The 25059-nt window shown below is 67.3% G+C and carries 26 protein-coding genes and 1 tRNA gene; 13 read left to right on the top strand and 14 right to left on the bottom strand.

Annotated elements, in window-relative coordinates:
- Nucleotides 1–581: 581 nt before the first annotated feature.
- On the top strand, nucleotides 582–758 hold the full coding sequence (locus ACWF4Z_RS26850; RefSeq protein ID WP_452245919.1) for a hypothetical protein: 177 nt from the start codon (nucleotides 582–584) through the stop codon (nucleotides 756–758).
- Here the strand turns inward: ACWF4Z_RS26850 and ACWF4Z_RS26845 are convergent.
- Nucleotides 755–1246, bottom strand: coding sequence for an N-acetyltransferase family protein (locus ACWF4Z_RS26845; protein ID WP_452245918.1), 492 nt, complete (start codon nucleotides 1244–1246; stop codon nucleotides 755–757). The two genes, ACWF4Z_RS26850 and ACWF4Z_RS26845, sit on opposite strands and share 4 nt — an antisense overlap.
- A 119-nt stretch (nucleotides 1247–1365) precedes the next feature.
- The gene (locus ACWF4Z_RS26840; protein ID WP_452245917.1) at nucleotides 1366–1887 is read right to left on the bottom strand and encodes an N-acetyltransferase family protein; all 522 of its coding nucleotides are present in this window, start codon (nucleotides 1885–1887) and stop codon (nucleotides 1366–1368) included.
- 38 nt (nucleotides 1888–1925) lie between these two features.
- Between ACWF4Z_RS26840 and ACWF4Z_RS26835 the strand changes: the two genes are divergently transcribed.
- Nucleotides 1926–2483 (top strand): helix-turn-helix domain-containing protein, encoded by a 558-nt coding sequence (locus ACWF4Z_RS26835; RefSeq protein WP_452245916.1) that lies wholly within the window; start codon nucleotides 1926–1928, stop codon nucleotides 2481–2483.
- Here the strand turns inward: ACWF4Z_RS26835 and ACWF4Z_RS26830 are convergent.
- On the bottom strand, nucleotides 2450–4009 hold the full coding sequence (locus tag ACWF4Z_RS26830) for an FAD-dependent monooxygenase (RefSeq protein ID WP_452245915.1): 1560 nt from the start codon (nucleotides 4007–4009) through the stop codon (nucleotides 2450–2452). The genes ACWF4Z_RS26835 and ACWF4Z_RS26830 overlap by 34 nt on opposite strands.
- A gap of 74 nt (nucleotides 4010–4083) precedes the next feature.
- Nucleotides 4084–4686 (bottom strand): acyl-CoA-like ligand-binding transcription factor, encoded by a 603-nt coding sequence (locus ACWF4Z_RS26825; RefSeq protein ID WP_452245914.1) that lies wholly within the window; start codon nucleotides 4684–4686, stop codon nucleotides 4084–4086.
- A 100-nt stretch (nucleotides 4687–4786) separates the two neighbouring features.
- Between ACWF4Z_RS26825 and ACWF4Z_RS26820 the strand changes: the two genes are divergently transcribed.
- Nucleotides 4787–5995 (top strand): TerC family protein, encoded by a 1209-nt coding sequence (locus ACWF4Z_RS26820; RefSeq protein ID WP_452245913.1) that lies wholly within the window; start codon nucleotides 4787–4789, stop codon nucleotides 5993–5995.
- A 305-nt stretch (nucleotides 5996–6300) separates the two neighbouring features.
- On the opposite strand, the gene ACWF4Z_RS26815 is transcribed toward ACWF4Z_RS26820, so the two are convergent.
- Complete coding sequence (locus tag ACWF4Z_RS26815) at nucleotides 6301–7524, bottom strand: hypothetical protein (RefSeq protein WP_452245912.1); 1224 nt, start codon at nucleotides 7522–7524, stop codon at nucleotides 6301–6303.
- A gap of 437 nt (nucleotides 7525–7961) precedes the next feature.
- On the opposite strand from ACWF4Z_RS26815, the gene ACWF4Z_RS26810 reads away from it, so the two are divergent.
- Complete coding sequence (locus ACWF4Z_RS26810) at nucleotides 7962–8174, top strand: hypothetical protein (protein WP_452245911.1); 213 nt, start codon at nucleotides 7962–7964, stop codon at nucleotides 8172–8174.
- 217 nt (nucleotides 8175–8391) lie between these two features.
- On the opposite strand, the gene ACWF4Z_RS26805 is transcribed toward ACWF4Z_RS26810, so the two are convergent.
- Nucleotides 8392–10236 (bottom strand): glycoside hydrolase family 127 protein, encoded by a 1845-nt coding sequence (locus tag ACWF4Z_RS26805; RefSeq protein ID WP_452245910.1) that lies wholly within the window; start codon nucleotides 10234–10236, stop codon nucleotides 8392–8394.
- A 254-nt stretch (nucleotides 10237–10490) separates the two neighbouring features.
- On the opposite strand from ACWF4Z_RS26805, the gene ACWF4Z_RS26800 reads away from it, so the two are divergent.
- On the top strand, nucleotides 10491–11303 hold the full coding sequence (locus ACWF4Z_RS26800; protein WP_452245909.1) for a TrmH family RNA methyltransferase: 813 nt from the start codon (nucleotides 10491–10493) through the stop codon (nucleotides 11301–11303).
- A 264-nt stretch (nucleotides 11304–11567) separates the two neighbouring features.
- On the opposite strand, the gene ACWF4Z_RS26795 is transcribed toward ACWF4Z_RS26800, so the two are convergent.
- Nucleotides 11568–12362, bottom strand: coding sequence for a methyltransferase domain-containing protein (locus tag ACWF4Z_RS26795; protein ID WP_452245908.1), 795 nt, complete (start codon nucleotides 12360–12362; stop codon nucleotides 11568–11570).
- Nucleotides 12363–12486: 124 nt separating this feature from the next.
- Here ACWF4Z_RS26795 and ACWF4Z_RS26790 point away from each other — a divergent pair, with 124 nt between their 5' ends.
- From ACWF4Z_RS26790 to ACWF4Z_RS26780, 3 genes are all read left to right on the top strand, one after another.
- Nucleotides 12487–13305: an alpha/beta hydrolase family protein gene (locus ACWF4Z_RS26790; RefSeq protein WP_452245907.1), complete on the top strand. Its 819-nt coding sequence runs from the start codon at nucleotides 12487–12489 to the stop codon at nucleotides 13303–13305.
- A gap of 78 nt (nucleotides 13306–13383) precedes the next feature.
- A complete protein-coding gene (locus ACWF4Z_RS26785) occupies nucleotides 13384–13680 on the top strand; it encodes a putative quinol monooxygenase (RefSeq protein ID WP_452245906.1) in 297 nt (98 codons plus the stop codon).
- Nucleotides 13677–14429: an isocitrate lyase/PEP mutase family protein gene (locus tag ACWF4Z_RS26780; RefSeq protein WP_452245905.1), complete on the top strand. Its 753-nt coding sequence runs from the start codon at nucleotides 13677–13679 to the stop codon at nucleotides 14427–14429. Before ACWF4Z_RS26785 ends, ACWF4Z_RS26780 begins: the two co-directional genes overlap by 4 nt.
- Here the strand turns inward: ACWF4Z_RS26780 and ACWF4Z_RS26775 are convergent.
- The gene (locus tag ACWF4Z_RS26775) at nucleotides 14405–15688 is read right to left on the bottom strand and encodes an AlkA N-terminal domain-containing protein (RefSeq protein ID WP_452245904.1); all 1284 of its coding nucleotides are present in this window, start codon (nucleotides 15686–15688) and stop codon (nucleotides 14405–14407) included. The two genes, ACWF4Z_RS26780 and ACWF4Z_RS26775, sit on opposite strands and share 25 nt — an antisense overlap.
- 115 nt (nucleotides 15689–15803) lie before the next feature.
- On the opposite strand from ACWF4Z_RS26775, the gene ACWF4Z_RS26770 reads away from it, so the two are divergent.
- Genes ACWF4Z_RS26770 through ACWF4Z_RS26760 form a run of 3 tightly spaced genes read left to right on the top strand, consistent with a single transcriptional unit; the run spans nucleotide 15804 to nucleotide 17936 of the window.
- A complete protein-coding gene (locus ACWF4Z_RS26770) occupies nucleotides 15804–16340 on the top strand; it encodes an AAA family ATPase (RefSeq protein ID WP_452245903.1) in 537 nt (178 codons plus the stop codon).
- A gap of 34 nt (nucleotides 16341–16374) precedes the next feature.
- Nucleotides 16375–17064 carry an RraA family protein gene (locus ACWF4Z_RS26765; RefSeq protein ID WP_452245902.1) on the top strand — a complete coding sequence of 230 codons (690 nt, stop codon included), beginning with the start codon at nucleotides 16375–16377 and terminating at the stop codon, nucleotides 17062–17064.
- Nucleotides 17061–17936 carry an aldo/keto reductase gene (locus tag ACWF4Z_RS26760; protein WP_452245901.1) on the top strand — a complete coding sequence of 292 codons (876 nt, stop codon included), beginning with the start codon at nucleotides 17061–17063 and terminating at the stop codon, nucleotides 17934–17936. Before ACWF4Z_RS26765 ends, ACWF4Z_RS26760 begins: the two co-directional genes overlap by 4 nt.
- Before the next feature lie 10 nt (nucleotides 17937–17946).
- On the opposite strand, the gene ACWF4Z_RS26755 is transcribed toward ACWF4Z_RS26760, so the two are convergent.
- Nucleotides 17947–18828: an LLM class flavin-dependent oxidoreductase gene (locus tag ACWF4Z_RS26755; RefSeq protein ID WP_452245900.1), complete on the bottom strand. Its 882-nt coding sequence runs from the start codon at nucleotides 18826–18828 to the stop codon at nucleotides 17947–17949.
- A gap of 93 nt (nucleotides 18829–18921) precedes the next feature.
- Here ACWF4Z_RS26755 and ACWF4Z_RS26750 point away from each other — a divergent pair, with 93 nt between their 5' ends.
- Nucleotides 18922–19359, top strand: coding sequence for a MarR family winged helix-turn-helix transcriptional regulator (locus tag ACWF4Z_RS26750; RefSeq protein WP_452245899.1), 438 nt, complete (start codon nucleotides 18922–18924; stop codon nucleotides 19357–19359).
- A 39-nt stretch (nucleotides 19360–19398) separates the two neighbouring features.
- Here ACWF4Z_RS26750 and ACWF4Z_RS26745 read toward each other — a convergent pair whose 3' ends face one another.
- The 3 genes from ACWF4Z_RS26745 to ACWF4Z_RS26735 form a co-directional block, all read right to left on the bottom strand.
- A complete protein-coding gene (locus ACWF4Z_RS26745) occupies nucleotides 19399–20496 on the bottom strand; it encodes a hypothetical protein (RefSeq protein ID WP_452245898.1) in 1098 nt (365 codons plus the stop codon).
- An 87-nt stretch (nucleotides 20497–20583) separates the two neighbouring features.
- Complete coding sequence (locus ACWF4Z_RS26740) at nucleotides 20584–22779, bottom strand: outer membrane protein assembly factor BamB family protein (protein ID WP_452245897.1); 2196 nt, start codon at nucleotides 22777–22779, stop codon at nucleotides 20584–20586.
- 75 nt (nucleotides 22780–22854) lie between these two features.
- Nucleotides 22855–23592 carry a phosphotransferase family protein gene (locus ACWF4Z_RS26735; RefSeq protein WP_452245896.1) on the bottom strand — a complete coding sequence of 246 codons (738 nt, stop codon included), beginning with the start codon at nucleotides 23590–23592 and terminating at the stop codon, nucleotides 22855–22857.
- A gap of 84 nt (nucleotides 23593–23676) precedes the next feature.
- Here ACWF4Z_RS26735 and ACWF4Z_RS26730 point away from each other — a divergent pair, with 84 nt between their 5' ends.
- Entirely contained in the window at nucleotides 23677–24132 is a 456-nt protein-coding gene (locus tag ACWF4Z_RS26730; RefSeq protein WP_452245895.1) for a VOC family protein, read from the top strand.
- Nucleotides 24133–24537: 405 nt separating this feature from the next.
- Here ACWF4Z_RS26730 and ACWF4Z_RS26725 read toward each other — a convergent pair whose 3' ends face one another.
- Nucleotides 24538–24855 (bottom strand): putative quinol monooxygenase, encoded by a 318-nt coding sequence (locus ACWF4Z_RS26725; RefSeq protein ID WP_452245894.1) that lies wholly within the window; start codon nucleotides 24853–24855, stop codon nucleotides 24538–24540.
- Between the two features lie 77 nt (nucleotides 24856–24932).
- Nucleotides 24933–25015 (bottom strand) — tRNA-Tyr (locus tag ACWF4Z_RS26720).
- Between the last annotated feature and the right edge of the window lie 44 nt (nucleotides 25016–25059).

Below are 25059 nucleotides of genomic sequence, written 5' to 3'. Positions count from 1 at the left end.
GCGGGTGGGAGGTCGATTCCTTCCACCCGCTACGGTTTCCCCCACACTTCCAAGAGGGGGAACTCTTGAAGCTCTACAAAGTCATGCTCGCCAGCGCCCTACTGGCCTCAAGCCTGGTCACCACACAGCCCGCGCAGGCGGCCACTCAGCAGGCAACCGCAACGTGCTCGCTCTCAGTACCCTCGCGGATAAGCATCACGGGGAGCCTTGAATACTTGCACGCCTCGTTGGGGTCGGACTGTCCTACGACTATCAACACGGCGGTGTGGAAGAGCACGCCGTACGCTACGACGTCTCCTGGGGGCCGGCTGGAATTCCTGAACGGCAACCGCTTCGTCGGCTTCTATGTTGTCGGCACGGCCCCTCCCCTCGGCACCGTCACCTGGAAATCTGCCGGGGCCGCGACAAACGCCCAGGGGGTAAAGGTGGCCGACCTCGCGTCCGCCACCTCTGTGGTGCGATGCGCCTCTGCTGTAGCCCTCACCGGGGGCCGAAAGGGCTCACGGACCGCATTGCTCACGACGGTGTCCTACTGGCGGCCACAGTCCAACCGCTACATCCGATGGGCCAACAAGCGGGTCTTGATTCAGTACCAGGACATCGGTACGACGACGTGGAAGGGCCTCGCGTACGTCACGACCAACGGCGTCGGCCAGGTGACCTACAACTACTACCCGAACAAGACCCGGCGGTACCGGGTCTATGTGCAGGGGAACAGCAGCATCTGGAACATCTTCTCGCCGACGATCAGTCGTTAGAGGGTTTTGGCCATGTCTAGGGCTGCTGTGTAGGTGCCTTCGATGAGGAATTCGTCGGGGTGGGTGCCTTCCAGGGTGTAGCCGTGGCGTTCGTAGAGGCGGCGGGCTGGGGTGTTGGTGGCGTGGACGTGCAGGCTGATCTTGCGGGCGCCGCGGCGGCGGCCTTCGTCGGCGGCGGCTTCGAGCAGCGTGCCGGCGATGCCCTTGCCGCGGGCGTGCTCGGCGACGGCGAGGCCGTTGATGGCGAGGACGCCGGAGCCTTCGGGGAACGGGTACTTGTCCTGTAGCCGGAGGTAGCCGACGACCACCCCGTCGTACTCGGCGACCAGATGCGCCTCCGGGCCGGTGCGGGCGAAGAAGGTGTCGTGGATGACGTCCTGGTAGGACGGGAATCCGGACGTTGCGTCCCAGGAGGTCCGGTCGATCTCCAGCAAGGCGGCGTCATCGGATTCGATCGCGCGCCGGATAGTCAGGTGAGGGTCGGTCACCTGACTATCCTCACCTGGCGACGAGGTCAGCCTCCGGCAGGGTCACCGTCGCGATCAGTCCACCGGCCGGATCGGCCACCAGCCCGTGCTATCGCTAACGGAACTTCCGACGCGGGGGACTAACGCGGCTCGGCCGGTGGGTCAGGCAGTACGGCGAGTTCCCGCTGTGCCCAGGCCACGTCGTGCCAGCCGTCGAGCTTCCATCCGATCCGACGATACGTCCCGATCGGCTCGAATCCGAGTGCCTTGTGCAGACCCACGCTGGCGTCGTTCGGGAGGGTCATGCCGGCAACCGCCGTACGAAAGCCGCGCTCGGTCAGCCGCTCGAAGAGCGCCTCGTACAGCGCGCGCCCACCACCGGTCCGCCGTCGGCCGAGCTCGAGGTAGACGCTCACCTCGCAGGACCACCGGTACGCCGGTCGCGTCTTCAACGGACCGCCGTATGCGTACCCGACCACGCGACCGTCGTCCTCCAGCACCAACCACGCGTGGCTTGCCTGCGCGCCGGCGATCCGCCCGGCCATCTCCGCAGCAGTCGGCGGCTCGATCTCGAACGTGATCGCCGTCCCGGTGACGTACGGCGCGTAGATCGCCGCGCACGCCTCGGCATCGCCCGCCGAGGCATCTCTGATCTTTGCCATGTCACGATAGTAGTCATAAGTGACGCTATAGTGGCAAGGTGATTGACGAACTCTCCGTCGCGGCGACCGTGCAGGCCGCCCGGATCGCGCAGGAGCTGTCCGTGAACGCGCTCGCCGAGCGTTCCGGAGTCTCCCGCGCGATGATCGGCAAGATCGAACGCGGCGAGGCCCAGCCGACCGCTGTCCTGCTCGGCCGGCTGTCCGGTGCCCTCGGCATGACGCTGTCCGAGCTCATCGCCCGCGCCGAGAACACCGGCGACCTCCTCCGCCGAGCCGCCGAGCAGCCGATCTGGACCGACCCGGCCACCGGCTACCAGCGGCGAGCCGTCTCACCGGTGACCGACGGTCCGCTCGAGCTGGTCGAGGTCGAACTGCCTCCCGGCGCCTCGGTCTCGTACCCGGCCGACGCCTACATCTTCAAGTACCAGCAACTCTGGATCCTCTCCGGCCGGCTTCGCTTCCACGAAGGCCCGACCATCCACGACCTGCACACCGGCGACTGCCTGCAGCTCGGGCCGCCGTCGGCGACCACGTTCCACAACCCGGGTACGACGCCCTGCCGCTACCTTGTCGCGCTGGTCAAGGGCCGGTCCTGAGGTACGCCGAACCACTCGCTCAACGCCGTCCGTAAGCCTTCCTGCTCCGCCTCGCCAGCATGGTCGGCCGCCCAGGCGACGTAGCCGTCCGGCCTGACCAGCATGGCGATTGTGGTGTCCGCAGGCGCGGCGATCACGTCGACGCGATCTGTACTGACGGTCGCCGCGAAGGAGGCGCCCGGTGTGAGGTCGAGCAGCAGCGGACGCGCGGACCGGGTGAGCTCGGCGAGCCTCGACGTACCGACCATCAGATCGGGTGCCCAGCGGCCGACCAGCGGATGCGAGCCGTCAGCGGCCGCGGAGCGGATGTCTGCACCGCCGCCATAGCGGATGTCGGCGCCGGACAGGAGGTCGGCGATCCGCTGCAGGTTCGCCGGATCGGTGAGGAGTTCGCCGAACAGCTCGCGCAGTGCGGTCACTTCTTTGCCTGGGGCAATCAATGCGGACTGGGCCTGCGTGTGCATCACGACCCGCTGACCGACCGGCCGGCGTTCGGACTCGTAGGTGTCGAGGAGGCCTTCGGGCGCCCAGCCATGGAGCTCGGCGGCAAGCTTCCACCCCAGGTTGACCGCGTCCTGCAGGCCGAGGTTCAGACCGGGCCCGCCGATCGCCGAGTGCACGTGTGCGGCATCGCCAACCAGCAGGACGCGGCCCGCGCGGAACCGATCGGCGAGCCGGCTGTTGCCGCCGACGAGCCGCCGCAACAGGTGCGGACCGTCCCCGTCAGGTGCGGTCAACCGAACGCGTACGCCGAGCACCCGCTCCACACTGTCTTCCAGCTCGGCCAACGTCATCGGACCGTCGGGCGGGGCGTCCCACTCGCCGGTGCTGATCACTGGCAGCCGATCGGAAAAGGCCGCCCAGACGAACATGCCGCGCTCGGTGCGGTGATGCAGCATCGGGCGGATCTCGCCGTACCCAGGGATCGTGAGGACGGCCGTGTCGGGGTCGATGTAGTCGAGCGGCGGGAACGCGTTGGCCGACCGGGAGACCATGGTGTCGTTGGTGATGCCGGGGAAGTCGATGCCGGCGAGCTTCCGGGTGAGGCTGCGACCGCCGTCCGCACCGACGAGGTAACGAGCGCGGAGTGAGTACGGACCATCCGGGCCGGAGATCTCGACCGTGACACCGTCCTCGTCCTGGGTGAATCCCAGCAGCTCGTGACCGCGGCGGAGCTCGGCGCCCAACTCGAGGGCGTAATCCTGCAGCACCTCCTCGATCCGGGCCTGTGGCGTGGGCAGGAGATACATCGAATTCTCGTCGAGTGCGTCGAGGTGGAGCGGCATGGCGCCGAAGACGAACCCGGGAGCGGGTTGCGGGGGTCCCGGCGTACCGCTGAGGCGTTCGTACAGACCGCGGCGGTCAAGCATCCGGATGACCTGGCCGGTGAGACCGTTGGCGCGCGGGATTGCACTGCGTTCGGGGAGGCGTTCGAGCACGATCGGGGTGATCCCGGCCAGGCGGAGCTCGGCGGCCAGCATCAGGCCGTTCGGGCCGGCTCCGGCAATGACGACATCGATATCCATGGCAGATTTCCCTTCGAAGAGGCATGACTGAGCACCCCGGCGACCGGCCGGGGGCTTGCTTGAGTTGATGAGGTCTAGTGAGGTTCGGGAAGCCCGGCGGCCAGGAGGTCGAGGGCCTCGTGCAACAGGTCGGAGATGGACCGCGGCGGATCGGCGCGCAGCCACTCCGCCGTCGCGACCGATCTGGCCGCGCCGATCACCTCCGCAACGAGCCGGGGGTACAGCCCCTGCGTGCCGGTCCGCTCCGCGATGGCCGCGGTCAGCTCGTCCGCAGCGGCGGCGTGCGCCGTCGAGACCGCGCCTTGCAACGCGGGCTCGGACATCATCAGCCGGATGCCTGCCAGCCAGTGTTCGTCCGGCAACCGGCCGTCGTCCGAAGCACCGAGCGCGTACCGAGCCTCGATCGCGGCGCGGATCGCGACCCACAGCGGCTCGTCGGCAGGCCGCGTGCGGAGCTCCTCGGCGATCGAGAACATCCGGTCGACCTCGCGGGCCGCGATCGCGTCCGCCTTGCCGGTGAAGTAGTTGCGGAAGGTCCGCAGCGAGACTCCGGCCTCGGCGGCGATGTCCTCGATCCGCACGTTGCCGTACCCGTGCTCGACCGCGAGCCGGACCGCGGCCCAACTCAGCGCGATCCGCGTCTCCCGCTTCTTCCGCTCCCGCAATCCCTCGGCCATACCCCGAAGCTACCAGAGTTTGCCGATTAGGCAAAGATGCCTTTTAGGCAAATTTATGGATGTGGTCGTTCGGGGATGACCGGCGTGGTTGGGTTGGGCCATGGGCGTCTCCGCGCTGGTCTGGATCTTGACGTTGCTCGCGATCGTCGGGCTGTTGTTGTTCGACTACTTCTTCCATGTCCGGTCCGCGCACGTGCCGACGCTGCGCGAGGCCGCGGTCTGGTCGAGCATCTACGTCGGGATCGCGATCCTGTTCGGGCTCGGCATGCTGGTCATCGGCGGCACCGACATGGGCTCGGAGTACTTCGCCGGCTACATCACCGAGAAGGCGCTCTCGGTCGACAACCTGTTCGTGTTCCTGATCATCATGACCAGCTTCCGCGTCCCCCGGGAGAACCAGCAGAAGGTCCTGCTGGTCGGCATCGTGGTCTCACTGATCGCCCGGGCCGCGTTCATCTTCGTCGGCTCGGCGCTGCTGCACACGTTCTCCTGGGTCTTCTACCTGTTCGGGCTCGCGCTCCTGATCACCGCCGGCAACATGCTCAAACCGGAGACCGAAGAGTCCCACCAGGCGCAGAACGTCGTGGTCCGCCTGAGCCGCAAGCTGATCCGCACCAGCGAGGAGTACGACGGGGACCGGCTGACCACCCGGGTCAACGGCAAACGCATGATGACGCCGATGTTGCTGGTGATGCTCGCGATCGGCGGCACCGACCTGATGTTCGCGCTCGACTCGATCCCGGCCATCTTCGGCCTCACACAGAACGTATTCATCGTCTTCACCGCGACCGCGTTCAGCCTGCTCGGCCTCCGCCAGCTGTACTTCCTGCTCGACGGCCTGCTCGACCGGCTGATCTACCTGTCCTTCGGCCTGGCCGCGATCCTCGCGTTCATCGGCGCCAAACTGATCCTGCACGCCCTCCACGAGAACAACCTGCCGTTCGTCAACGGCGGCAACCACGTCGAGGTGATGGAGATCAGCACCGGCCTGTCGCTGGTGGTGATCCTGGTCGTCCTGCTGGTCACGATCTTCGCGTCTCTGTTCAGCACGCGCGGGCGCACCCAGACCGCGATGGCCCATATCCGCCGCGACGCCAACGCCTACCTCGACACGGAGTACACCGACGACCCCGCCGAACGCGAACGCATCTTCCAGCGCCTACTCCGAGCCCGCGACCACATCAACGCCCTGGGCCCACAAGCCAAACAGCAAGTCCGCAACGAAACCGAACTCATGGCCCTCTGCCGCCAGGTAGGCGAAGTCCACGCAACCCTCCACGCCAACCACGAAATCCGCCCAAGCCTCTAGGCGAATCGGGGAAGGACTGTGCGCTGCGTCGGGAACCTTCTAGACGGCAGCCCGCCGGCGAAGGAGTGGTCTGTCACCCAGGCAGTACGCTCGGAGCGACTGGTGACGAGAAGAAGGCGGGAAGAATGACGAACATCATTCATTTTCCGCTACGGGGACAGTTCTACCGCAGAGGAAAGCTGCGCGGCATAATCACCAGCGCAGTTTCCCGACCAAGCTTGGCGCTCAGTTACCGCTACTGTCTCCACCGCCGCCAGACATTGTCACACTCCCTCTCGCTTAAATTGACAGCTTTGTCTAGCACATCATTCGGCGGTCCACATAATCGAAACGCCGTAGCTCTCTCGCGGGTGACACTTATCGGCAAAAGTGTGCTCCACCGCGCCGCCCACGACGTCCAGCAGGTGCGGATCGCCCTCCGGCGGCTGTTCGCGTCTCTCGCGATCCGTGGCTTCGGCATACCACCAACACGCCTCCGGCAACTCCGATTCGTCGAAGCGGATCCGAATCGTTAGGCCACCGACCGGGATATGCCCGCCGAGACGCATGCCAGGCGCTATTCCGTGATGATCGACCTCTACATTCACCGCGATACGAGGTGGCGCCGTGAGGTGCTCGTCGATCGCTTCAGACGAGAAGAAGTATTTTTCGCCGCGGGCCAGCGGATGTGCGAACTTCAACCGGACCACCACGGTCGAGCGGGCCTGGACCGGTGAGGCCGGTTCAACGGTGCAGCCCCAGAGGGGACGCACCGACAGCTCAGGAGGATCACCGACCGAAGACGCCAGAGCCCTTGCCACGTAGCCATCGAGGTCGTCTGTCTGGGCGGTGATCAGACGCTCGGTGATGCGTCGGTAGGCGGTGCGCTTCTTCATGAAGACTGTTGTCACGAACAGGTCGACAAAGACCGGCTGAGCGCCAGGTGACGGTGGACGGTACCCCGCAGGTTGTCCCGGTGCCCCGAGGTTGAACTCGGTGTCGTGTGCGAGCTCAAGTTCTGTTTGGCGGGCAAGCTCGATGTAGCGGTCCCATCCGCGCGCCTCGAGTGCGAGTTCGGCGAGCCGGGCGCGGATGCCGGGCACGAGGTTCTCGTCGAGTGCCTGCTTCCAGGCTTGATGCATCGGCGTGATGGTAGTGGGCGGAGGATCTCCGTACACACCCTTGAGTGCCAGCAATTGCTTGAAACGAGCGTCTAGCGTCGGTCCCCACGGCTCGACCACTTCAGGCGGACGGGCGAGACGAAACGCGGCGACGAGAACGTTCCGCCGGCGCGATCGGCGGTCGGCTCCGACCTGCTGCACCAGATCCACGATCAGGCCCCAGATTGCCAGCGCTCGCGGCTCGGGCCTCGCGTCGACAAGGTCGAGGGTCGGGCTCAGCAGTGGCGCGAGCTGGACCGCCGACCCATTGGGCGCATCCTGAACGGCGCGATGGAGCAACTCGAGCGGAACCGCCTGCCGCCTGGTCGCAAGCCAGCGCAGCGCGGACTCGATTCCATCCGGCGTCCCGTCCCCTGGCTCCCCGGCCACTCAACCCCCAACACGACAACAGTCGACGATCCCCGACGACGACTGACGACGCTCGACGACAACAGACAACAGGGGGGCAACATTAACAACAAAAGACGTCGCTGGACCAATGCTCGAAGAGCGGAAAAAACCTGCGACAAGATTCAGCGAGCCGTACCTGACTTACCCTGGACGTGAACACACAGGCCTGTACGTGTTCGCTGCTATTGAATCTCGAGCACCAACCGGACCGGCCTCCCCGGGGAGCCGAATCTCTGGTTACCGACTCGTGATCCTACGGCCTTCGGGTCACATTGGCAAGAACCTCCACACCGTACGTCGGAAACCACGATGGACCGCCCCCTTCGGTGGAAACCGATCAATCTGACGCCAGCGTTGATTGAGACCCATTTGACCGCATCAGGATGGTCGCGCGGAAGTTTCAAGGAGGCACCGAAATGAACGACGAAGTGCAAATCCCCGGGTCCGGCAACAACACGCCGACCCAGCCGGGACCCCGCGGTCCGCAGGCAGTCGTGACGGTCATCACCGCCGCGCTCGCTGCGGTCGGAACCCTCTATCTCATGACGGGATCGATCGCCGTCACCATCATCGGTGCGATCGTCGCGCTGGTATCCGCTGCCCTGTACCTCGGTAGTCCGCAGAAATAGCGCCGAGGTCCGCTCACCCGCACAAGAAGTTGCCTTGCCGGCGCCATGGCCCGTCAGTCGTTTATATCCTGGCCAGTACGCCGGCAAGCCGCTCAAGAAATCAAGGTCGTCCGATCGAGACCCAGTCTCAGATAAATTTGCCGCAGCCACAGAATCGTGCCCCGTGCTTTCCTCGATCTTTCCGGGGTGCGGTCCGAGATGGGCGCGAGGGAAAAGACTAGGCCCGAGGGATCCAGACGCGCATGGCGTCGACTTTTCGGTTTGCCCAGGCGTAGTACGGGATTGCTACTACCTTGACCTCATCCCCCAGTTCGTCCGGGGCGTCTGGGCCGAAAGGCCAGCCCGGGTGGTGGGCCTGCGCGGATCGGCCGTCGGTCGTCAAGACGGTGACTCCGTCCAGTAGCGCTGGGTCGTGGGTGGTCGCGATTTGTGCTGAGGGCGACAGGTGGAGGTCGTCTACGTTCGTGTGCTGGTCTGCTTGTTCTACGGCGTAGACCAGTGGTCCGCGTTCGAGGGCTATGCAGCCTCGGAGCGCGTCGATGCGCGGGTTGGGTGCGACCGTCCGAGGGGTCATGGGGAGGAGCAGCGTGATGTCGTTGGACGTGATGCGGTGGTAGGTGCCGGGCTGGGCCGGGTTGCCGTTGACGGTGGCGCCTTCGGCCCACGCTGGGATTCTCAGCTCGACCAGCGCGGGGGTCGGCGAGGTGATGTGGACCGCGCCGTCCCAGGGATAGGCCGTGGCTACGGTCAACGTGACATCTCCGGCGACGATCGTTCCGGCGGCGTACTGGTGGAGCTGGATCGCGCCGTCGGCGGTGGTTGCGAGGTATCCGTCGAGGCTGGCGAGGGTGCGCATGATGTTGGGCGGGCAGCACGCGCAGTCGAACCAACCGCGTCGGCCGTGCGCCGGGCTGCGGCCGTTGTCGGCCTGGGCTCCCCCGCGCAACTGCAGTGGGTTCACATAGAAGTACTCGGTTCCCGTCAAGGAGACTCCGGCCAGGAAGCCGTTGTAGAGCATCCGCTCGATGGCATCGGCGTACGACGGATCACCCGTCGCGAGCAGCAACCGCCAGGCCCACTGGATACCGCCGATCGCGGCGCAGGTCTCGGCGTACGCACGATCGGAAGGCAGCTCGTACTCGTCGCCGAATGCCTCGCCGTCCCAGCGCGCCCCCAGACCGCCGGTGACATAGGTCTTCGTCGACCACATGTGCTCGAACTGCCGCTGCAGCGCGGCGAGCAACTCGGTGTCGCCGGTCTCGAGTGCGACATCGGTCGCCCCGGCGGCAAGGTAGACCGCGCGGACCGCGTGTCCCTCGACCGAGGTGGCCTCGCGGACGGGAACGCGGTCGGAGAAGTACGCCGGCTCATGGCCGTGGTTCGTGATGATCCCGCGGCCGCGCGCCTCGACGAACCACTTCGCCTGGTCGAGGTACGCCGTCGTACCGGTTTCTCGATACAGCTCGACCAGCGCCATCTCGATCACCGGATGTCCGTCGATGTCCACGAGCTTGCCGTCGCCGAACGTCGCGACCAGGTGGTCGGCGAGCTTGATCGCGACGTCGAGCAGCGCGCGATCCCCGGTACAGCGGACCTGGGCGACGGCGGCCTGGATGAGGTGGCCGGCGCAGTAGTGCTCGTGGCTCCAAACGAGTTCCTGATAGCGGCCCTCTTTGCCGTACCGGATCTGAACGACCGAGTCGAGGTAGCCATCCTCGCGTTGCGCGGCGGCGACGACAGCAGTGAGGTCTCGGATGCGCGCGAGCAGGTCGTCGTTCGGACGGCGCCCGTACTCCCAGGCGGCCGCCTCCAGCCACTTGTAGACGTCGGAGTCGGCGAAGATCGGGCCGATCGCTTCGCCCTCTGCCAGGCCGGCCGCGAGCCGGAGGTTGTGCAGGTTCCCCGCCGCCTCCAACTGGTCTTGTCCACTGGGGATCGCGCGCTCGCCGTTGCGGAGCTGGCGCGGCGCCCAGAAGCCGCCGGTGATCGTCGCCTCCCCGAAACCCAACGGCCGCCACCGGCCGTTCGTCGCGGCGGCGGGACCAGCTCCTGCTTGTGTCATCAACAGCCTCCAGCACTCCGGAATACGTTTTCCGGATAGAACCTAGACACTCCACCCACCCGGGTCAATGAGGTGCGACACCGGATGGTTGCCCGGACGTCTGCCGTTGGTTGCTCGCTCCGGTTACCTTGACGCAGGTGCTGCGCCATGGCTGGTGGTGCTCTGGCTGCCCGCGCTGATCCTGTGGGGACTGGCCCGGATCCGTCGCCGGGCTCGACGCCGGCGCCGCGCACACTGACCCTTAGTGTGGTGGCGTGCAACGGATCTCGGCTCGGAACGCCCGGTTTCAGGTGTGGCAGTCGTACCTGACCAATCGGACCAAGCGGCAGCGGGCCGGCGAGTTCCTGGTCCAGGGGGTCCGTCCGATTTCGGTTGCCGTGGACAACGGTTGGCCGGTGCGGGCGATCATCACCGATGCGTCCAGGCCGCTGTCGCGCTGGGCGCAGGAGTTGCTGCAGCGGTTGCCCGGTGTGGAGCGGATCGCGATGGAGCCGGAGTTGCTGGCCGAGCTCGGCGAGAAGGACGAGCCCGAGGTCGTCGCGGTGATGGAGATGCCGGCCGACGACCTGGGTCGCATCCCGGTCGGACCGGAGTTCCTCGGGGTGGTCTTCGACCGGCCGACCGGACCCGGGAATGTCGGGTCGATCATCCGGTCCGCGGACGCGTTCGGCGCCCACGGTCTGATCGTGACCGGGCATGCGGCCGACATCTACGATCCGAAGGCGGTCCGCGCGACCACCGGGTCGCTGTTCGCGGTCCCCGCCGTACGGGCGCCGTCGCATCGCGAAGTGCTGGACTGGGTACGCCGTTCCGCCGTACCCGTCGTCGTGGTGGGCACCGACGAGCACGGCTCCGTCGACGTCTTCGACTACGACTTCACCCAGCCCACCCTCCTCCTGATCGGCAACGAGACGAACGGCCTGAGCACCGCCTGGAAAGAGTCCGCCGACCAGCTGGTCCGCATCCCGATCACCGGCTCAGCCAGCTCCCTCAACGCAGCCAACGCCGCCACCGCAGCCCTCTACGAAATCTCCCGCCAACGCTCCCATTCGTCCAAGACGCGTTAGCCGCGCGCGGCCTAGCGTCAGCTGCATGAGGCCACAGACATTGATCGCAGTGAACGACGTGGCGAAGAGCAGCGCTTGGTGGGCGACGATTGTGATGGCCTGGAGGTCGGGGTGCGGCTGCTTTGAATGCTCGCCTGCCGAGCCGAGGGCGTCAGTCAGCTGAACACAGTCTGGTGCGCGACCTCGGCACGATCGTCGGTTCAACCACCACTCGGCCGCCACCATGACGCCGACTCCAGCCAAGCACCCAGCGTCCTCTTGTTGTTAGGCGGTGCAGATTAGTTCGCCGTGGAGGATGGCTAGCCAGGCGTCGGGGCGGGCGGCCCAGGTTTGCCAGGCTTCGGAGATTGCGGTGAGGGTTTGTTCTGGGACGCCGGCGGCGCGGGACTGGTCGGCCAGGGCGGACTTCAGGATTCGGTCGGCCCACATGCCGCCCCAGAAGGCGCGGTCGTCGGGGGTGGTGAAGTTCCAGTTGGTCGCGGTTGCGTCGACCTGTTCGAAGCCGGCCTCGAGGGCCCACGACAGCAACCGCCGGCCGGCGTCCGGCTCGCCGCCGTTCGCGCGGGCCATCCGCTGGTAGAGCGCCATCCATTCGTCCAGCTCCGGCAGCTGCGGATACCAGACGAAGCCGTGATAGTCGGAGTCCCGGACCGCGACGATCCCGCCGGGCTTGCACACCCGCCGCATCTCGCGCAGCGCCTGCACCGGATCCGCGACATGCTGCAGCACCTGATGCGCATGTACGACGTCGTACGTGTCGTCCGGGATCTCCAGCGCATGGACATCACCAACGACGAACTCGACCTGTACGTCGAGCTTCGCGAACGTGGCCCTGGTGATGTCGAGCGCGGCCTCGTTCGCTTCCAGCGCGGTCGTCGGACCGGGCTCGACCAACCGGGCCAGATCGGCGGTGATGGTGCCGGGTCCGGCTCCGACGTCGAGCAGCGACATCCCCGGACGAAGATGCGGAATCAGGTACTCGGCCGAGTTCTCCGCGGTGCGCCAGCTGTGCGAGCGCAGCACCGATTCATGGTGGCCGTGCGTGTACACGTTCTTCATCCCAGGCTCCTTTGCCCTCTCCGACACTCCCTACGCTAACTCAAGATCTTGACCAATGAGACATATCGTCTTATATAGCAAGACGCACTGGTTGCCGGGGGCAAGAGCTTCTATCCCTGATGACATGCTCGACTACGACTCCGGCCAGGAGCTGCACCCAACCGTCGACGTGCTCGCCGAGCGCGGCGACATCCTGATCGCCGACTGCGGGTACGACAACGCCGAAGGCGACCGCGTCAGCGCCTACCTCGTCGTCCCGTCCGGATCGCTACTGGAAGCGGCCGACCAACTGGCCGGAGTGATCTATCAGCACTCGACCGGCGGGCGGGAGGCGTTCCTGCCGGAGGCGATCCAGGTCGCGGAGGCCGGCGGGATCGCACTCACGCTGGGAATCGCCTCGACCGATGACGCCGTCCGCAACCTCCGCGCGTCGATCTTCGCGATCCGCCGGGGCGCGGACCTGCTGCAGTCGTACGGCGCGGACCGGCTCGGTTGTGTCGGGCACTCGTTCGGCGCGATGACGGCCGCGACCGTGAGTGGCATCGACAAGCGCTTCCGGTGCTTCGTGTTCGACTCCGGGTTGTCCGGTCTCAGCATCCACTACCGCGAGACGCCGTACCCGGAGATCAAGAAGCTGCGGGACTCGATGACGCCGGAGCAGTACGAGCCGTTGCTCGCGCTGATGGAGCCGTACGACTCCTGGCACTTCGTCGGGGACGCGGCGCCGGCGGCGTTGCTGTTCCAGTCGGCGTGGTTCGACCCGAATGTGAGCCGGGAGAACTGCGAGAAGTTCTTCGCGGCCGGCAGCGAGCCGAAGGAGCTGCGCTGGTACGACACCGGGCACGTGATCAACGACGTCGCGGCGTACGCGGACCGGGCCCGGTTCCTCGCGGAGTGGCTCGACCTGCCGGAGCTGCCCGCGCGACTGCGCGCGCGGACGTGACCGAATATGGCCAGACCTGAGGTAGGGGTTCGGGCGAATCTTGAGGGGCTTCGAACAAACCCCCAGGAGGATGCAGAGATGTTGGCAAAGGTGTTTCCGATCAAGTTGAAGGACGGCAACCAGGCGGCGGCCGAGGAGCTCGTGCGGGAGTTCGCGCCGCGGGGTCCGGGCGTCGAGGAGGGCACGCTGTCGTTCCGCGTGTACCGCCACCCGGCGAACCCGGACTACCTGCTGTTCGTCGAGCACTTCGCGAACCAGGCCGCGTACGACGAGCACACCGGGTCGGCGGCGTACAAGGAGCTGATCGCCGGTCAGTTCGCGGATCTGATCGTGGAGTTCGTCGAGCACGACCACGAACTGCTGGTGAGCCTGTGAGCACGCAGGCGGAGTTGGCTCAGCAGTTGCGGGCATTGCACGCACAGCCGCCGCTGGTATTGCCGAACGCGTGGGACGCCGGCTCGGCCCGCGCGATCGAGTCGGGCGGCGCCGCGGCAATCGCAACCACGAGCGCCGGGGTCGCGTGGGCAGCAGGGGTTGCCGACGGCGGCGGCCTGACGCGTACGACGGCCATTGCGGCCATCCGCTCGATCTGTGCTGCGGTGTCGATCCCGGTCACGGCCGACATCGAGGCCGGGTACGACGATGTGGCGGCAACGGTCACCGAGGCCATCGAGGCCGGCGTCGTCGGCATCAACCTCGAGGACAGTACGGCGCACGTCCTCGACGAGACCGCGGTCCACGCGGCCCGAATCGCGGCTGCTCGCCGAGCGGCCGAGGCGGCGGGGATCGACCTGGTGATCAACGCCAGGATCGACACGTACATGTTCGGCGACGGATCCGGGACGGTCGAGCGGATGGCGGCGTACGCCGAAGCCGGTGCGGACGTCCTCTTCGTACCGGCCGTGGTCGACGCGGACACGATCGCTCAGCTCGTCGAGGACTCGCCGCTCCCGCTGAACGTGATGGTGGGGCCGGGTGCGCCGACTGTCGCGGAGCTCGTCAAACTCGGCGTGACGCGGATCAGCATCGGCCCGGCGATCACCGGCGCCGCTTATGCCTTGGCGACGGCCGCGACGCAGGAGCTGCTGAGCACCGGCACCTACGAGGCGCTCAGCAGCAAGTGAACGGCCGCGAGCGAGCGCCAAGGTCGCAGGTGCTCGGACTCGCCGGCGAAGGGCCAAGCGTCACGAGCACCAAGCCGCAACGCCACCTGGTGTGCGGCTTTGGTGCTGACGTTGGGAATCCCGGCGAGCGATGCGACCAGCTCGTCCGTGTCCGCACCGCAGGCAAGTAAAATGTTGCCAGCAGCAACTTCCTCGGCCAGCGGGCCGATGAGCTCGTCAGCGGTCAACAGCTCCGGCGCCGGGAACGCGTGAGTGAGGCCGTGACCGAGGCCGGGGACCGCGGGTCCGTAGACCTCGACGAGCTTGCGGAGCGCGTCGTCCGCATCGGCTCCGTCGTACCGATCCCGCACGACGGCCTCGACGGCGGTCTCGAACGGGCCCCAGGCACCCGGCACGCGGACGCCGGGTCGAGACGCGATCAGTGGGCCGAGCTGTGGATCCTCGGAGAGAAGTGCTCGGGCGAGGATGGGCTCGCACTCAACGCCGACCAGGCAGGCGGCCCGGTCGGCGACATGGATGACTCCCTCCCAGAACGGCAGGTGGGCGCGCAACAACAGGTAGTCGTCGCCGCCGGGACCGATCTCCAGCATGCCTGGCTCACCGTCCAGCGAGATCGTCCGGCGATACACACCGTCGAGCGAGACCGACTCGACGCCGGGGATCGCATGCTCGGCGAGGAAGCCGCTCATCGCCTCCCAGTCGTACGGCGGGGTGTAGGGCAACCGCAGCACGAGACCTCCGTCGGCGATCAGGCGATCGCTCTTGCGGCGCCGATCCCGCAACTCGCGCGGACTGGCCCGGAAGATCTCCCGCATCGCACGATTGAACTGCCGCAGGCTCCCGAACCCGGCCGCGAACGCGATCTCCGCGATCCCGAGGTCGGAGTCGTCGAGGAGCCGGCGCGCGAAATGCGCCCGTCTCGAGCGGGCGAACTGATCCGGTGTGACGCCCAGATGCTCGTTGAACATCCGGCGCAGATGCCGCGCCGACAGGCCCAACTGCACACCGAGCGCCGCCTCACCCGACTCGTCCAGCACGCCGGCGATGATCAGCTGCACCGCACGGCAGACCAGCTCGGGCGCCTCGTCCGCGACCGTCCCGGCCACCCGGTACGGCCGGCAGCGCAGGCACGCGCGAAACCCGGCCGCCTCCGCGGCCGCGGGCAACTCGAACGTCTGCACGTTCTCCGCCAGCGGCTTGGCACCGCAGCCCGGCCGGCAATAGATCCCCGTCGTACGCACCGCCGAGTACGTCGTCATCCCACCACCCCCTACCTGATCCAAATATGAGGCTAAGCGGGGCCACCGACAGTTCCTGAACGCATGTTTTACGTTCGTTGGAGATCTGACCGGATGCATCGCTAGGGTGCGGGGCGTGCAGTCGAAACCAATGCTGGTCGTGGTGAGCGGCCCCCCGGGGACAGGGAAGACCACGCTGGCGCACCGGGTCGCGGCCGCGATCGGCTGCCCGGCGATCTGCCGGGACGAGATCAAGGAAGGGATGGCCCACGCGACCCCGGGATTCGTCGCCGGGCCGGGTGATCCGCTCACGATGCGGACACTCTCGACGTTCTTCGATGTGATCGGCCTGCTGATCGGCCGCGGTACGACGGTCGTCGCCGAAGCCGCCTTCCAGGACCGCCTCTGGAACCCGGGTCTGGCTCCGCTCCTCGGCCGCGCCGACGTCCGCATCCTGCACTGCACGGCCCCGGCCGAGGTGGCGCTGGCCCGGATCAACGCCCGTACGACGAACGACCCGCGCCGGACCGCCCATGAGGACGCGCAGATCAGCGACGAGGCACGACTGCGGACCCACAACGCGTTCCAGCCGGTCGATCTCCCGGTGCCCGCGCTGACGGTGGACACCAGCACGGAGCCATCCCTCGACGAGCTCGTTGCCTTCCTGACCTAAGGTTCTAGACGAGAAGCGATCGAGAGGGGCTGGGATGCTGGAACGGTTCGCGGGGTTGACGACGGCGCAGGTGGCTGATGCGTGCCGTCGGAGCGAAGTGCCGGTACACACGGTGTCCGTGACGGCGGTGGATCGGGCGAACAGCCGGGTCGCGGGACGGGTGCTGCCGGTTCAGCATGTGGGCAGTGTCGACATCTTCCTGGAGGCCTTCGAGTCCGCGACCGAGGGCGACGTACTGGTCGTCGACAACGGCGCTCGCCGCGACGAGGCGTGCGTCGGCGACACGGTTTCCCTCGAGGCCCAAGCGGCCGGCCTCGCCGGCATCGTGATCTGGGGACTGCACCGCGACACCGTCGACATCACGGCGGTGGGACTGCCCGTCTTCAGCCTCGGCGCGCTACCGACCGGGCCGCTGCGCCTCGACCCCCAGCCGGCCGACGCGTTGTCCACGGCAACGATCGGCGAGTGGACAGTCACCCGCGACGACGTCGTACTCGTCGATGACGACGGCGCGATCTTCATCCCCGCCGACAGGGTCGACGAGCTGTTCACGCTCGCGGAGTCCATCCGTGACACCGAGCACCGGCAAGCCGACGAGATCAGGGCCGGACGGACGTTCCGGCAGCAGGTCAGGTTCGCGGACTTCCTGGCCGCGCGGGCAGCGGATCCGACGCTGACGTTCCGGCAGCATCTGCGCGCGGTACAGGGAGCGGTCGAAGAATGACGGATGCAGGCGTGTGGAAGCTGGGCGACGTCACGGTCAACCGGATGGGGTTCGGCGCGATGCGCATCACCGCGAACCCCGATCGCTCGGTCGCGATCCGGGTGCTGCGGCGGGCGGTCGAGCTCGGCGTCAACCACATCGACACGGCGGCCTTCTACGCGACGCCGGGCGGGACGCTGCAGGGCGGCGAGGGGCCGAAGCGGTATGCGAACGAGTTGATCCGCGAGGCCTTGGCGCCGTACCCGGAAGGTCTGGTCATCACGACCAAGGTCGGGCCGGGCGAGGATCCCGAGCGCGGCTTCTACAACGCGACGACGCCCGCCGAGCTGCGGGCGCAGGTCGAGACCAACCTGCGGCAGCTCGGCGTCGATGCGCTCGATGTGGTCAACCTACGCATCATGAAGCAGCCGGGCGAAGACTCGATCACCGAACGCTTCGGCTGGCTCACCGAGCTGCGGGATGCCGGGTTGATCAAGCAACTCGGGGTGTCGAACGTGCGCCTCGACCACGTGGACGAGGCGCTCGCGATCGCGCCGGTTGTCTGCGTCCAGAACGGCTACGCGATCGATATGCGTCGGGACGAGGACGCGTTGATCAGGTATCTGGGTGAGCGCGGGATCGCCTACGTGCCGTTCTTCGCGATCGCGGGGTCGTCGCGGGAAGCGGGTGCCGTGACCGATCACTCGGTTGCGGTGGAGGCGATCGCGACGGCTCGCGGGGTGATGCCTGCGCAGGTCCGGCTGGCGTGGACGCTTCATCAAGGGCCCAATGTGCTCGCGATCCCGGGCACCGGCGACCCTGCTCACCTGGAGGAGAACGTCGCCGCTGGCGCGCTCGAGCTGTCACCCGGTGAGCTCGCCGCTCTGGACTAGATCGCCACGATCAGATGGCCGCTCGGACCGCCGGGACGATCTCTTGCGACCAGCGGGACACCTGGACGTCGTACGGCGCTGATCCGCGCGGGAAGAGCGTGAAGCCGGCCGCATTGTGGTTGAGAACGGCGTCGGTGAGCTCTTCGACCCATTGGGCCGGGGAGCCGCCGATCCACCGGCCGTCCTCATCGCGAGTACGTCGTTCCGCCGTGGCGGTGATGACACCCGGGAAGTTGTAGATGGTCGCGACGTCCGAAGGTTTACGGCCGACGGCTAGTGCGGCCTCGTCAATGATCGGGCGCGACGTCCGATAGCGCTCGCTCAGCCAGTCCGAGGCCTTACCGGGGATCCAGCCGTCCGCGTGCCGACCGGTCGCGGCCAGCGACTTCGGGCCGTTCGAGCCGGTCCAGATGAGCGGCGCGGCCACGGGCGCCGGCTTGAGCGCGCCGATCGGGTAGTGCTTGGTCGGGGCTGGGTGGCCGCCGTCGGACATCGCGTGGACGAGTTGCATCGCCTCCTCGAACGCCTCGACCGCGTCGCCCGGCCGCTGCATCGGCACGCCCATCGTGGTGATGCTGTCCCACGCACCGCCGGCGCCGAGTCCGAGGACGAACCGCCCACCGGACAAGGCCGACAGCGAGGACGCCGTCCGCGCGAGCATCGGGGCCGGGCGCAACGGCAGGTTGGTCACGTTGACGAACGCCGACAACCGCGCGGTCCGGCCGAGGATGAAGGCGATCGCGGCGTACCCGTCGAGCACGCCGGCGACGTACGGATGGTCCGACAGGCTGACGTGGTCCAGCCCGTCGCGGTCGGCCTGCTCGGCCAGCCGCAGCAGGGCGTCGACGTCGCGGAGGTGATCCGGCGAGCCGTATCCGAACTTCACAGTCATGAGCAGTCTCCCCAGATAGTTCGTAGGCCTAAACAGTAGCACTACGAACTATTAGGCACATAAACTATTCGAGGGCCGGACTACTATGGGGGCATGGCGACGACAACGCGGGAAAGGACCAGCCAGGGTCAGGAGCTGGCGAGCGCTCTGGTCCAGGCCATGCACCTGCTCCAGGACGTCCACGCTGAGGCCAGTCGGCCGCTCGGACTGACCCCGCAGCAGGCCCACCTGCTCTGTGTTGTGCTCGACGGTCCGCTCGGCATGACCGAGCTCAGCCGGATCCTGAGCATCGAGCGCTCCAGCCTGACCAGCATGGTCGACCGCCTCGAACGGCGTGACCTTGTGGCGCGTATCGCCAACCCCGCCGATCGTCGCGCCTGCCAGATCGAGCTCACTCCGGCAGGCCGAGCCCTGGCCCACCAGGCCCACGACGCGGTCGTCGCCCGGATCGAGACCCTCACGGACGACCTGCCCGCCAGCACCCGCCGTACCGTCATCGCTGCGTTGCAGGCGATCCTCAGCCAACGCTGACGGTCGGTCGCGGGAGGGCGGCGCAGGTCGTCAGGTGTCCTACGCGCCGGCCGCGAGGTGGAGGCGGAGGAGGGTGTCGTAGTCGACGATCTCGACGCCGGCTTCGGTGAATTCGTCGGCGGTCACGGTCTCCTGGGTCGGGATGATCAGGAGTTTGCGCGGGTCGGTGACGTCGACGCCGTACTTGGTCTGCGCGAACGTGCGGTTCTCGGCGTCCTTGAAGTAGTCCGCGTACCGGGCGAGCTGCGCGGATCCCTCGCGCACGGGCGCCTTGAAGGCGCGACGGCGCTTCTTGCCGTTCGTGGTGTCGAGCACCGGCAGCTGCAGCTGGCCGACGATGTGGCTGCCGTCGGCTCGCTCCAGGATGAAGTCGGGCTGGAGGCCGTCCTGCAGATCCGGCTGGCGAATCAGCTTGGTGGCGTCGAACGCCGACAGCAGGATGCTCTCGTTCTCGGTGAGGAACTGGTCGACGGTCCCGTCCTGCAGGCCGTGCGCGAGGTACGTGCTCGCGAACGCGGCGCCGGTCAGATCGGGCGCGGGCACGGCGAGCGTGCCCATCGGGTCGAGGTGCGGCCGGGCGTTGGAGAAGTTCCGGAGGAAGTCCAGGTACTTGTCCGCGGGCTCCGAGCGGTGGATCGCGATCGCGAAGAACGTCCAGTGCAGGCGGATCGAGTCTCCGGCGGTGTGCACGAGCAGCGTGCGCTCGAACGTCGAGTAGTTGCCCGGCGCAAACGCCAGCAACTGGTCGCCGGCACCGGTGAACTCCTGTCCGAGCATCTTCGCCGCGGCCGGGAATCGCGCGTCCAGCTCGCCACGGCCGGCCTGGGTGGCGATCGTCGCGTCCTGGAACAGGTTCTCCCCCGGCAGCGTGACCACGGGCGAGCCCTTGCCGAGTCCGAAGTACGCCTCGACGGACGGCAGCTTCTCGCGCCGGACCTCCAGCGTCCGGTACTCGCGGCTCACGCCGACCAACTCGAGAATGTTCCAGTCCGGCGTCTCGGTCAGCACCATCAGCCGCGGGAACAGCATCGGCCCCGCCAGCTCCCGCCCATGACTCACCGGCAGGTGCTCAGCCACCCCCTTCAGGTGCTCCGCCCAGAACTGCCCGTTCACCGTCACAAACTCGGTGGGTTTCATCGCTCTCCTAGTTCAGACCAAACACTGCCACCAACACCAACCGGCCCCCGCCCGAACCCTATTCCCGGACTCCCCCTCCACCTTTCATCAGCGAAGGGCAACGATCGTACGGTCGCCGACGGCGAGGACCAGGTTGCCGGCGGCCACGACGCCGCGGTCGCACTGCACACCCTTCGCCAGCTGCGTGGCCGGGTGGGCACCGACCGTGGTGAGCCGACAGCCGTCGGCCGCGTCATCCCCGAACACCACCCGACCGTCACTCGTCACGCCGTACGCCTGACCGTAAGGCACGGGTGTCGTCGCCGACCACACCTGTCGACCGGTGGACGCGTCGAACGCGGTCGTGCCGGTCCGGGTCGGCGACTCACAGCTCATCAGTACGACGAGGTTGTCGGCCGTCTCGATCGTCGGTGGGCACGTCCCGGTCTTCGGCAGCGGCTGGCGCCACTTGATCTCACCGGATCGCGGCTCGATCCCGATCAGGGTGCCCTGCGTGCCAGAGGTGCCCGGGTCGGGCACGATGCCGACGACCGAACCGCCGACCGCGGTCAGATTGCCGGCCGACTCGGGGTGGCGCCAGAGTTGCTTGCCCTCCTTCACGTTCAGGCCGACCAGCTCGCTGCCTGCGGTTCCACAGCTGTGGCTGAGACCGACGACGACCGCATCCGCCGTCGCCGCCGCGGAGATGTCGGTGCAGGTCCCGGGCGCGTACGTCCAGCGGCTCGAGCCGTCGGTGTCCATGCCGAACACCTTGTCCGAGCCCTTGCTCACACTCCGGCCGGTGACGAGCGGATCCCGGTTGTCGACGAAGTAGTCCTTGGTCCCATCCCCCCACGCCGCCGTACGCCGCCCGGTGTCGGCCGCGAGCACGAAGTACCCGAGATCGTCGAAGTCGGCGAGCAGCGACCGACCACCGTCGATGACGTAGAGCCGCGGGTGCTCGTTCGAGTCCGATCGCGTGTAGCGCCAGCGCACCTGCCCAGAGGCCGGGTCGAGCATCTCGATCGTCCCGGTCTGGCGGGAGACGGCAATGCCGGAGTTGGTGGCCGCCATATCCCGGAGACTGTCGCCGGCGTTTCCAGCCGGCACGCTCCAGGCCTCCGCACCGGTCAGCTCCGAGCGGACGTTCTGGGCCGCGGGCGGATGCTGTCCTTCCAGGTGCTCGTTCGCGGCGAGCAGGAACGTCCGCTCCAGCGGGTCGATCACGAAGAACAGGGCCAGCACGATCACTACGGCCACTCCGGCGCCGGCCAGCAGTTGACCACGATTCCGCGGGCGCGGCCGTTGCCGGGAGGCGGCAACGCACGCGACACCGGCCACGATCAGCAGCGCCGACGAGATGACCAGCAGTGGGACGCGGGCACCGATGCCAGAACCCTCAGTGGTCTCCGGGCTTTTGATCCACACCGCGACTATGCCAATCACGCCGACCGCGATCATGACGCCGGCAACGGTCCGGGCCGCGCGAGTGGGCCGGCGCGAGTACCGATAGACGACCGGTACGGCGGCCAACGCCAGCACAGCCAGCACTACGGCCGGCCAGACAGCGTCCTCGCTGTACGCCGGGACCCGCCACGGCTGTCGAGTCGCTCCGAACGCCGCGAGGAACGCGCTCAGGGCGATCAGTACGGCGCAGACGATCAACGCGGCTCGTTGCCAGCCGGCCCACGGCGCCGGGATCAGTCCCTCCAAGGTCGTGAGCTCGGTCTCGAGGTTGGTCCGGGCGCGGTCCTCGAACCTGTCGCGGCCGAGACCGGTTCGGTAGATGGGTGCGTTCAGGAGTGTTCGGATCTCGTCGTACCGGCGTCTGGTTTCGGACTCAGCTGTCCCCGCGTCGCGGCGGACCTGTGCGGAGTGGGTTTGGTAGCGCCGGTCGGCCAGGACGGCGTTGACCGCATCGAGGAGTACGGCGCCGTTCGGGTCCTTGTCCTTGAGCTCGCCGAGCCCACCGGTCAGGCGGACGAGTCGGGCGACCTCTTCGGTGCGCGCCGCGGTTACGTCGTACCCAGGCAGGACGTCCTCGGCCAACCGCGCTGAGGCCTCAGCGTCCTCCGCCGGTGTGTTCCCGCGTTCGTGGACGGCCCGGTGGAACCACGCTGCCAGCTCCACCGCGGTCGGATCCGTGCTGAGCTGATCCAGCTCTTTCAGGGCGGTCAGGACGGTCTCGAGATACAGGTCCCGGTAGGCGTTCCGGCTCGGCCCGGTATACCGGGAGGCCAAGTCGTCCGCCAACGGTCCCGCATCCGGAAGGACGTCGTTCCACCGCTCTCGTAATCCAGCCACCCGGCGATCCTGGCAGATCGCCGGGTGCTCCAACGCGCGTTACAGCTGGTTTGCAGGAACTGACATCCGTAGCTTCTAGAGTGCGGCTCGCAGTACGTCGAACTCGCAGCCTGGGGAGTTCGGGTCGAAGCCGTGCTCGATCAGCCAGCGGGCCGCGCGCAGGCTCCGCAGCGACCACCAGGCACGAATCACGTCTCGGTCGACGTCGTCGCCGTACCCGACCAGCAGATCGTCGAGGCGCTCCTCATGCCCGAGCGTCAAGGTGGCGAGGTCGAACATCGCGTCACCCTGGCTCGCCTCGGACCAGTCGATCACGCCGGTGACCTTGTCGTCGGCGACGAATACGTGGGTGATCTGAAGGTCTCCGTGCGTGAACACCGGGGTCCACGGGCGGAGCGCGGTCTCGGCGATCTGGCGGTTGCGCGTGACCAGGTCGGCGGGGAGTACGCCGTTCGCGATGAGCCAGTCGCATTCTCTGTCGAGGTCCGGTGCAATCGCGTCGGCGCTCTTGCTCTTCCAGGGCGGCAGGGGTGCATCATGCAACCGCCGTACGGCGGCACCCGCGGCGGCCCACGCCTCCGACGACATAGGCGACGGCTCACCGAGCACGCCGAGCGCCCGGCCCGGGACCGCGGCGATCGCGAGCACGTGCGGCTTACGCCACAGGACCTCCGGCGTCGGAATCGGCACCATCGCCATCGCCTGCGCCTCGACGTCGATCCGCTCCTGATCGGCATCGACCTTCAGGAACATGTCCCCCACGCGCAGGGTCGTCCGCTCGCTGTGCGCAACAACGACCTCAACCTCATCCACGCCGGCCATTGTCGCGGCCTTCCACTGTCGGTCGCCACAGATATACCTAGGGTCCAGAAACCAACTGAGCCACCGGGAGCCGCGATGTCCGTCCGCTACCAACTAGTCATCGACGCCCAGGACCCCGAACTCCTGGCCCAGTTCTGGGCCGAAGCCCTGAACTACATCCTCGAGCCCCCACCCACCGGCTTCCCCACCTGGGACGCCTGGCGGGCAGACCTAGGCCTCCCCGAATCCGGCATGGGTCCTGACAGCATCATCGACCCCACCGGCTCCGGCCCCCGCATCTGGTTCCGCCAAGAGCCAACCCCCAAAACCCTCAAAAACCGCCTACACCTAGACATCCACGCCAGCAGCGACACGTCGATCACCGACCGCACCACACCCCTGGCCACCCGCAAAGCCCGAGTAGACGCCAAAGCCACCCACCTAGCAGCCCTGGGCGCCACCATCACCGGCCCCCTGAGCGGCCCCGACGACCTAGCCCACTACGCAGTAGGCATGAAAGACCCAGAAAACAACGAATTCGACATCAACTAATGGTTATTCATAACTCAGAGAAGAAGAGCAGGGAAAAGAAAATAGAGAGGGTGCTGGGTGCCTGGCTGGGCTGGGCGGGCCGGTGGTGGTCGGCGGGTCGGAGTACGTGCCGGCATCGAGTCGTGGATCGTGGTCGGCCAGACACACCCCACCACGCCACAATCCACGACTCGAACCAACCAGCGAGCACGCAAGGCACCCACACCCGGGGCTGGAGGACCGCTCACTCAGTGACTGGTCCTCGGCAGCACTGGACCCTCGCATGCGGTGAGTCGCTGCACTCCTCACCCGCCGACCACCGACCGGCCGCACCTACGCGCCGCGCCCGCCAGGCACCCCGCCACTTTCCTTGATCTCCGCTGATTCGGTCGGGTCGGCGACGGATTCGTGGTCGGTGTCTGGCAATTACGTCTGGGTGTGGCCTTTGCCGTCGAGGGTGGTTAGCCGGGTGACCTCGACGTGGTCGACGAGGGCGTCGCGATTTGTCAGGAAGTTGCGGGTGTGGGGTTGGCGCTCGTGCTCGTCGAAGGCGGCGCGGTCGCGGTACAGCTCGTAGAAGATGCGTTGGTTCGGTTCGCCGTCGACGCCGTGGTTCACGTAGATGAGGGTGCCGGGCTCTGACGATCTGATCCCGATCAGCGTCTCGGCTACGAGCGCGTCGAACGACGCCGCGGCGCCTTCCTTCAGGGTGAAGCGGACTACGAGTCCGAACTGCCCAGCCATGTGCGCTCCCGTCGTATGTCGCGTGAAAAGAGCCCCTGAGCTGCGTTTTCGCAGGTCAGGGGCTCTCTTGTGCCCTGTGGCGGGTGCAGGGTTCGAACCTGCGTAGGCATAAGCCGACAGATTTACAGTCTGCTCCCTTTGGCCGCTCGGGCAACCCGCCAGGGTGGTGCTGGTTCGTGAACCGGCGTGGGAGACGATACAACA

The sequence above is a fragment of the Kribbella sp. NPDC055071 genome (assembly GCF_053608045.1).
This window is presented reverse-complemented; position numbering and strand designations above follow the sequence as displayed.

Coding starts and splice junctions, on each gene's coding strand:
- ACWF4Z_RS26840 (WP_452245917.1), bottom strand. CDS start 1,887: ATGGCAAAGATCAGAGATGCCTCGGCGGGCGATGCCGAGGCGTGCGCG.
- ACWF4Z_RS26730 (WP_452245895.1), top strand. CDS start 23,677: ATGTCCGTCCGCTACCAACTAGTCATCGACGCCCAGGACCCCGAACTC.
- ACWF4Z_RS26790 (WP_452245907.1), top strand. CDS start 12,487: ATGCTCGACTACGACTCCGGCCAGGAGCTGCACCCAACCGTCGACGTG.
- ACWF4Z_RS26755 (WP_452245900.1), bottom strand. CDS start 18,828: ATGACTGTGAAGTTCGGATACGGCTCGCCGGATCACCTCCGCGACGTC.
- ACWF4Z_RS26765 (WP_452245902.1), top strand. CDS start 16,375: ATGCTGGAACGGTTCGCGGGGTTGACGACGGCGCAGGTGGCTGATGCG.
- ACWF4Z_RS26830 (WP_452245915.1), bottom strand. CDS start 4,009: ATGGATATCGATGTCGTCATTGCCGGAGCCGGCCCGAACGGCCTGATG.
- ACWF4Z_RS26725 (WP_452245894.1), bottom strand. CDS start 24,855: ATGGCTGGGCAGTTCGGACTCGTAGTCCGCTTCACCCTGAAGGAAGGC.
- ACWF4Z_RS26785 (WP_452245906.1), top strand. CDS start 13,384: ATGTTGGCAAAGGTGTTTCCGATCAAGTTGAAGGACGGCAACCAGGCG.
- ACWF4Z_RS26750 (WP_452245899.1), top strand. CDS start 18,922: ATGGCGACGACAACGCGGGAAAGGACCAGCCAGGGTCAGGAGCTGGCG.
- ACWF4Z_RS26775 (WP_452245904.1), bottom strand. CDS start 15,688: ATGACGACGTACTCGGCGGTGCGTACGACGGGGATCTATTGCCGGCCG.
- ACWF4Z_RS26795 (WP_452245908.1), bottom strand. CDS start 12,362: ATGAAGAACGTGTACACGCACGGCCACCATGAATCGGTGCTGCGCTCG.
- ACWF4Z_RS26820 (WP_452245913.1), top strand. CDS start 4,787: ATGGGCGTCTCCGCGCTGGTCTGGATCTTGACGTTGCTCGCGATCGTC.
- ACWF4Z_RS26805 (WP_452245910.1), bottom strand. CDS start 10,236: ATGACACAAGCAGGAGCTGGTCCCGCCGCCGCGACGAACGGCCGGTGG.
- ACWF4Z_RS26825 (WP_452245914.1), bottom strand. CDS start 4,686: ATGGCCGAGGGATTGCGGGAGCGGAAGAAGCGGGAGACGCGGATCGCG.
- ACWF4Z_RS26745 (WP_452245898.1), bottom strand. CDS start 20,496: ATGAAACCCACCGAGTTTGTGACGGTGAACGGGCAGTTCTGGGCGGAG.
- ACWF4Z_RS26760 (WP_452245901.1), top strand. CDS start 17,061: ATGACGGATGCAGGCGTGTGGAAGCTGGGCGACGTCACGGTCAACCGG.
- ACWF4Z_RS26810 (WP_452245911.1), top strand. CDS start 7,962: ATGAACGACGAAGTGCAAATCCCCGGGTCCGGCAACAACACGCCGACC.